The organism is Kitasatospora putterlickiae (assembly GCF_039527695.1).
Taxonomy (GTDB): domain Bacteria; phylum Actinomycetota; class Actinomycetes; order Streptomycetales; family Streptomycetaceae; genus Kitasatospora; species Kitasatospora putterlickiae.
In genome coordinates this window covers 52,322-59,328 of record NZ_BAAAKJ010000132.1, presented here as the reverse complement: position 1 = coordinate 59,328, position 7,007 = coordinate 52,322, and the positions used below count along the sequence as shown (strand labels likewise).

The window sequence follows — 7,007 nt, the reverse complement described above, 5'->3', positions numbered from 1 at the left end:
CGAAGGGTGCCGCGAGCTGGACCGGTCGGCTGGGCGGACGTGGCCCGCCACCCGCTAGACCAGCCGGTCATCGGTTCCGTCACGGACGCCGTCTCCGCGATGCGAGGAGGTCAAGTTCCGCGAGAATCGCGCGCAGTCCGCCTCGAAGAGGAAGCAGAAGGTGCGGGCCGTCTTCCGGGTCCGCGTCGGGAAGAAACACATCGACCTTTGGAACGGGACATGGAGGTAGTCGTTGGGAACGGATGACCCCGGGTTGAAGTGGACCGCCGAGAGAGTCGTCGACGAAGGCGACCGGTCCGGCTTCTTCTCCGACATCGAGATGATGGAGAAAGCCTCGGATCCGAGGCTGGTCGACTTCCATCTGGAGGCGTTGACCGGCAACGAGTACTTCGTGCTGCTGAGGGAGGATCTAGGGGAAGCCAGCGTCCTCTTCGAGCGCTATACGTTCGAAGACGTTCCGACCCACCGGATCATCGAGTTCATCGCCCTGCTTGAGCGAGGAGACGTCAGCCTCTCGTTCTCGCGGTTCAAGTGGTGGCTAAGCGTGGAGGTCTCCATTCCCGAAGGCAAATGGGCTATTGGACGCCGGTTCCGAAAAGATCTCTCGGAATGGGAGGAGAGCATCATCAAACGTCACTGACGGCTAGGCCGCAGGCATGTCGGCCCCTGGGGGGACCCTTTCGGCCGACCTGCCTGCGACCTCCAGATGGTGATCTCCGAACGACCGGAGGCCGCCGCCCCGCACGGGGTGGCGGCCTTCCGGCGCGTGCGGGCGTGTGGAGTAACGATGCGTTGGATTAATGCGCAAGCCCCTCACGGCGGAGCGGAGCGAGCTCCTGGGCGACTACCGGCGTGCGGGATTCGACGTCTCGGAGCTCCGGTCGGCCCTGTAGGTCGGCGGGTCGGGGTCAGGCCAGGCGGCCGCCGCCGTCGACGTGGAGGACGGTGCCGGTGACGTAGGGGCTGGTCATGGCGTAGTGGACGGCGCGGGTGAGGTCTTCGGTGGTGCCGGTGCGGCGGGTGGGGTTGCGGGTGGCGGTGGAGTGGAGGAAGGCGGCCTTGTCGGCGCCCAGGCGGTCCCAGGCGCCGGTGTCGACGATGCCGGGGGAGACGGCGTTGACGCGGACGGGGGCGATCTCGACGGCGAGGGCCTGGACGAGGAAGGCGAGGGCGCCGTTGGTGGTGGCCATCACGGTGCGGGCGGGGGCGGGGCGCCAGGCGGCGACGCCGGAGAAGAAGGTGAAGGAGGCGCCGTCGGGGGTGTCGGTGGCGGCGTTCGGGGCGAGGTGCTTGGCGAGCAGCAGCGGGCCGTAGACCTTGGCGGCGAACGCCCGGTGGACGTCGGCGAGTTCGAGGTCGGCGAGCGGGCCGTTGGCGGGGAGGGCGGCGGTGGAGACCAGGTGGTCGAAGCGGCCGGTGGCGGTGGCGAGGGCGGCGATGGACGCCTCGTCGGTGAGGTCGACGGGGACGACCTTCGCGGGGCCGGACAGTTCGCCGGCCGTCCACTCCAGCTTGCGCGGGTCGGGGCCGGCGAGGATCAGTTCGGCTCCGGCGGCGGAGGCGGCGTGGGCGAGGGCGCGGCCGGTGTGGGAGCCGGCGCCGACCACGACGACGCGGCGGTTGGCGAGGGGGAGCGGGAGGGTGAGGGGGAGGGGAACGGGGAAAGAGGCGGGAATGTCGGTGTCGGTCATGAGAGAAGGCTGCGCTGAGCTGCTGTGATGCGTCCAAGGCTTGTTTTTTGTGAAAGCCATAAACTGCGTGCATGGCAGCGACCCTCCGGCAGTTCGAGTACCTGGTGACCGTCGTCGACACCGGCTCCTTCACCCGTGCCGCCGAGCTGCTGCACGTCACCCAGCCCGCGCTGTCGCACCAGGTGCGGGCGCTGGAGAAGGCGGTGGGCGGGCCGCTGCTGGAGCGGTTGCCGCGGGCGGTGCGGCTGACGCCGATGGGGCGGGCGGTGCTGCCGCACGCGCGGGCGGCGCTGGCGGACGCCGAGCGGCTGCGGGCGGCGGCCCGGCAGGCGGCCGGACTGGCGGGCGGGGAGCTGGAGTTGGCGACGGTGTATTCGGTGAGCCTGGGCATTCTGCCGCCGGTGCTGCGGGCCTGGCGGGCCGCGCATCCGGGGGTGCGGATCCGGCTGCGGGAGTTCGCGCACGCCGAGGAGTTGCGGGCGGCGATGGCGGCCGGGCAGGCGGACGTGGCGGTGGGGACGCCGCCGGGGGAGTGGGAGGGGCCGATCCGGGAGCTGGGGGTGGAGGAGTTCCTGCTGGTGCTCCCGGCGGGCGAAGCGGGCGAGACGGGCGAGGCGGGCGAGGCGACGCCGGACGTCCGCGTGCCGCTGGCGGACCTGGCCGGCCGCGACTGGGTGCACTACGCCCCCGGCAACGGCCTGGCGGACCTGCTGGACGCGGCCTGCGCGGAGGCCGGGTTCCGGCCCCGGGTGGCGGTGCGCACCGAGCAGACGGCGGCGGCGCCGCTGCTCGCGGCGGCCGGGCTGGGGCCGGCGCTGGTGCCGGCGAACATCGTGCCGGCCGGGTTCGACGGCCTGGTCCGCCGCCCGGAGCCGCCGGTGCGGCGGCCGTTGGTGGCGTACACCCGGACCAGGCCGGACGCGTTGACGGCGGCGTTCGTCGAACTCCTCTCCCGCCGGGCCTGTCTGCTGCCGGAGCACGTGGCCGGACTGTTGTCGCCCGACGGGGCCTCGTGATCTCTACAGTGCTGTAGATTCTTTGGCAGGGAGTTGGCAGGGAGAGCGACCGAGGAGGGCAATCGTGGGAGTTTCGCTGGCCAAGGGCGGCAATGTCTCGCTCACCAAGGAGGCGCCGGGGCTGTCGGCCGTCATCGTCGGACTCGGCTGGGACGTGCGCACCACCACCGGTGCCGACTACGACCTGGACGCGAGCGCGCTGCTCTGCGCTGCGAACGGCAGGGTGCTCTCGGACCAGCACTTCGTCTTCTTCAACAACCTGCGCAGCCCGGACGGTTCGGTCGAGCACGGCGGCGACAACCTGACCGGCAGCGGTGACGGCGACGACGAGCAGATCAACGTCGACCTGCTCGCCGTCCCGGCGGAGGTGGCCAAGGTGGTCTTCCCGGTGTCGATCTACGACGCGGACGCCCGGTTCCAGAGCTTCGGCCAGGTGCGCAACGCGTTCATCCGGATCGTCAACCGGGCCAACGGCCAGGAGATCGCCCGCTACGACCTGACCGAGGACGCCTCCACCGAGACGGCGATGGTCTTCGGCGAGCTGTACCGCAACGGCGCCGAGTGGAAGTTCCGCGCGATCGGCCAGGGTTACGCCTCCGGCCTGCGCGGCATCGCCACCGACTACGGCGTGAACGTCTGACCCACGGGGGCCCGGCGGGCCGCCGGGCAGCCGGCCGGGCAGGTCAACGCCCGGTCGCCGACGGCGGGTTCGGCTTGCGGTCCAGGGCCAGCCCGCCGAACCCGCCCGTGGTGCCCAGCTGTCGGCGCCACCACTCGGTCATGCCCGGCTCGTCGATGGCCGACCAGTCCGGCGCGCCGGTGACCTGCGCCCGGCCGAGCCGGCGGCTGAGGTCGACCAGGGCGTGCCCGGCCTCGCCGCGTTCGCGGTCGTAGCCGGGCAGCAGGTCCGACCAGTCCCCGGCGGCCCGCCAGGCGTCCTCGAAGGCGCTGGCGTCCTGCAGCGCCTTGGCCGCGCCGCTGGTGGTGTGCGGGCGGACGAGCGTCGCGGCGTCGCCGGCGAGCAGCAGGCGGCCGGCGGTGCGGCGCGGGGTCTCCAGGTCGTGGATCGGCTGGAGCAGGATCCGCTCGACCGGCGTCAGGTTGACGGCGCCCGCCCAGTACGGGGGCAGCACGCGTTCGGCGAGTTCGGCCAGTTCGCCGTGGCGGGCGGTGTCGAGCGAGCCGACCTGGAAGCCGAGCGGGTCGGAGTCCTCGTCGGCGCGCTTCAGCCACTCGGGCGCGGGGGCGTAGAAGACCCAGTTCACCAGGGTGGAGCCGGGGGTGAGCCCGGGGATCCGGTAGAGCACGACCTGGCCGCCGGGGTAGCAGGCGGTGATCACCTCCTGCTCCGGCCAGCGGGCCGCGCCGCCGGGGAGGGTGTCGAGCAGCCGGGCGTCGAAGCTGCCGCGCCAGGCGACGTACCCGGCGTACTCGGAGCGGGCCTCGGGGCAGACGGCCGTGCGCACCACCGAGCGGTGGCCGTCGGCGCCGACCACCAGGTCGTACTCCTCGCGCCCGCCGGCCGCCGTCTCCACCCAGGCGGGGCCGTCGGCACCGGCGGCGCCGCCGACCGCCGTGACGGCCGTGCCGGGGCGGAACTCGACGCCGTCCGGGGTCCGTTCGCGCAGGCCCTGCCAGAGCACGCCCCAGTGGTAGGAGTGCATGGCCATCGGCTGCACCCACAGCACCCGCCCGCGCGGGTCGCCGTCGTCGGCGCGGGCCACCCAGTGCCGGGCGGTGACGGGGTGGTGGCGGATGCCGTCGTCGAGGTGCCCGGCCCGGACGAGTTCGTCGTAGCGGTCCAGCAGGACGCACAGGCCCACCCCGCGGTCCTCCAGGTGCCCCGGGCTGCGCTCCAGCACGGTGACCCGCTCGGCGCCGCCCCGGGCCGCCGCCCGCGCGACCGCGCACCCCGCGATGCTGCCGCCGACCACCGCGACCGATCCACCCCGCACGACCGTCCCCCTTCTCCGCGGGACCTCACGGGACCCCGCCGGCCCCGTCCGCCATCCCGTCCGTCGTCCCGTCGTCCCGTCGACGATACGACGCGCACTGATGATCCGTCAGGGAAAGCCGGACAGTGTTCCCCGCATCACTTATGCAACTCGTTGCATAAGAGGCCCGGCGTCCCCTACCGTGGAGTAACCACCAGCCCGCCCAGGAGACGCCGCGATGACGACGACCGCCGCCACCGAAGCCCCGCAGCCGCCCTACCCGCACCTGCTGCGCCCCCTCGACCTCGGCTTCACCACCCTCCCCAACCGCGTCGTCATGGGCTCCATGCACGTCGGCCTGGAGGAGGCCCCCGACGGCTTCGAGCGGATGGCCGCCTTCTACGCCGAACGCGCCCGCGGCGGCGTCGGCCTCATCGTCACCGGCGGCATCGCCCCCAACGAGGCCGGCCGCCCCTGGGACGGCGGCGCCATGCTCACCACCGAGCGGGAGGCCGACCGGCACCGCGTCGTCACCGACGCCGTGCACGCCGCCGGCGGCCGGATCGCGCTGCAGATCCTGCACTTCGGCCGCTACGCCTACCACCCCGGCCTGGTCGCCCCCAGCGCCGTCCAGGCCCCGATCAGCCCCTTCCCGCCGCGCGCCCTCACCGCCGACGAGGTCGAGCGGACCATCGACGACTTCGCCCGCTGCGCCGCGCTCGCCCAGCGGGCCGGCTACGACGGCGTCGAGATCATGGGCTCCGAGGGCTACCTGATCAACGAGTTCACCGCCGCCGCCACCAACCACCGCGAGGACGCGTGGGGCGGCTGCTACGAGAACCGGATGCGCTTCCCGGTCGAGATCGTCCGCCGGGTGCGCGAGCGCGTCGGCCCGGACTTCATCCTCGTCTACCGGCTCTCCATGCTCGACCTCGTCCCCGGCGGCTCCACCCTCGACGAGGTGGTCCGCCTCGCCAAGGCCGTCGAGGAGGCCGGCGCCACCCTCATCAACACCGGCATCGGCTGGCACGAGGCGCGCATCCCCACCATCGCCACCTCGGTGCCGCGCGGCGCCTGGGCCTGGGTGACCAGGAAGGTGATGGGCTCGGTGTCCGTCCCGCTGGTCACCAGCAACCGGATCAACACCCCGGAGCTGGCCGAGCGACTGCTCGCCGACGGCTACGCCGACCTGGTCTCACTGGCCCGCCCGCTGCTCGCCGACCCCGACTTCGTCGCCAAGGCCGCCGAGGGCCGCCCCGAGGCCGTCAACACCTGCATCGGCTGCAACCAGGCCTGCCTCGACCACACCTTCAGTGGGAGGATCACCTCCTGCCTGGTCAACCCGCGCGCGTGCCACGAGACCGAACTCGTCCTCGCCCCCACCCGGCTCGCCAAGCGGATCGGCGTCGTCGGCGCCGGACCGGCCGGCCTCGCCTGCGCCGTCACCGCCGCCGAGCGCGGCCACCGGGTCACCCTGTTCGACGCGGCCGACACCATCGGCGGTCAGCTCGACATCGCCCGCCGGGTGCCCGGCAAGGAGGAGTTCGCCGAGACCCTGCGCTACTACCGCCACCGGCTCGACGCGCTCGGCGTGGACCTGCGGCTCGGCGCGTGGGTGGAGGCGGCCGACCTCGCCGCCGAGGGCTTCGACGAGGTCGTGCTCGCCACCGGCGTCACCCCGCGCGTCCCCGACCCCGCCGAACTGCCGGGCGTCGACCACCCCAGCGTGCTCGGCTACCTCGACGTGCTGCGCGACGGCGCGCCCGTCGGCGGGCGGGTGGCGATCCTCGGCGCGGGCGGCATCGGCTTCGACGTCGCCGAGTTCCTCACCGACGCGGGCGACGCGCCCAGCCTCGACCCGGCCGTGCACCGCCGCCACTGGGGCATCGACGAGGAGTACCGCGAGCGCGGCGGCCTCGCCCGCCCCGAGCGCCCCGAGCCGCCGCGCCGCGTCCACCTGCTGCAGCGCAGGACGGGCAAGGTCGGCGCCGGACTCGGCAAGACCACCGGCTGGATCCACCGCACCGAGCTCAAGCACCGCGGCGTCACCATGGTCGCCGGCGCCTCCTACGACCTGATCGACGACGCCGGGCTGCACCTCACCCTCGACGGCGAACCGCGGCTGCTGCCCGTCGACACCGTGGTGCTCTGCACCGGCCAGGAGCCGCGCCGCGAGCTGGACGCCGCGCTGCGCGCCCTCGGCGTCACCCCGCACCTCATCGGCGGCGCCGACGCGGCGGCCGAACTCGACGCCAAGCGCGCCATCAAGCAGGGCACCGAACTGGCCGCCGCCCTCTGAACGGCCGCCCCGTGCCGCCGGGGCGCGCCTAGGGTCCGCCTTCAAGCCCCCGTCGTCCGCCCGGAGG

The 7,007-nt window shown here is 73.6% G+C and carries 6 protein-coding genes; 4 read left to right on the top strand and 2 right to left on the bottom strand.

Annotation, left to right across the window (positions count from 1 at the left end; translation table 11 throughout):
- The first annotated feature begins 232 nt into the window (after positions 1–232).
- Positions 233–640: a hypothetical protein gene (locus ABD308_RS14300; protein WP_344333503.1), complete on the top strand. Its 408-nt coding sequence runs from the start codon at positions 233–235 to the stop codon at positions 638–640.
- Between the two features lie 268 nt (positions 641–908).
- Here ABD308_RS14300 and ABD308_RS14295 read toward each other — a convergent pair whose 3' ends face one another.
- Positions 909–1,691 (bottom strand): SDR family oxidoreductase, encoded by a 783-nt coding sequence (locus ABD308_RS14295; RefSeq protein ID WP_344333501.1) that lies wholly within the window; start codon positions 1,689–1,691, stop codon positions 909–911.
- 71 nt (positions 1,692–1,762) lie between these two features.
- Between ABD308_RS14295 and ABD308_RS14290 the strand changes: the two genes are divergently transcribed.
- Together ABD308_RS14290 and ABD308_RS14285 are read left to right on the top strand one after the other, a co-directional pair.
- On the top strand, positions 1,763–2,707 hold the full coding sequence (locus ABD308_RS14290; RefSeq protein WP_344333500.1) for a LysR family transcriptional regulator: 945 nt from the start codon (positions 1,763–1,765) through the stop codon (positions 2,705–2,707).
- A gap of 64 nt (positions 2,708–2,771) precedes the next feature.
- Positions 2,772–3,347: a TerD family protein gene (locus ABD308_RS14285; protein ID WP_344333498.1), complete on the top strand. Its 576-nt coding sequence runs from the start codon at positions 2,772–2,774 to the stop codon at positions 3,345–3,347.
- Positions 3,348–3,390: 43 nt separating this feature from the next.
- Here the strand turns inward: ABD308_RS14285 and ABD308_RS14280 are convergent, their stop codons facing one another.
- Positions 3,391–4,662: an FAD binding domain-containing protein gene (locus ABD308_RS14280; protein ID WP_344333497.1), complete on the bottom strand. Its 1,272-nt coding sequence runs from the start codon at positions 4,660–4,662 to the stop codon at positions 3,391–3,393.
- Positions 4,663–4,879: 217 nt separating this feature from the next.
- Between ABD308_RS14280 and ABD308_RS14275 the strand changes: the two genes are divergently transcribed.
- Entirely contained in the window at positions 4,880–6,940 is a 2,061-nt protein-coding gene (locus ABD308_RS14275; RefSeq protein WP_344333496.1) for an oxidoreductase, read from the top strand.
- The last annotated feature ends 67 nt before the right edge of the window (positions 6,941–7,007 follow it).

What these genes read in the sequence shown, in the direction of transcription:
- ABD308_RS14295 (WP_344333501.1), bottom strand. Translation starts at nt 1,691, where the DNA reads ATGACCGACACCGACATTCCCGCCTCTTTCCCCGTTCCCCTCCCCCTC.
- ABD308_RS14290 (WP_344333500.1), top strand. Translation starts at nt 1,763, where the DNA reads ATGGCAGCGACCCTCCGGCAGTTCGAGTACCTGGTGACCGTCGTCGAC.
- ABD308_RS14275 (WP_344333496.1), top strand. Translation starts at nt 4,880, where the DNA reads ATGACGACGACCGCCGCCACCGAAGCCCCGCAGCCGCCCTACCCGCAC.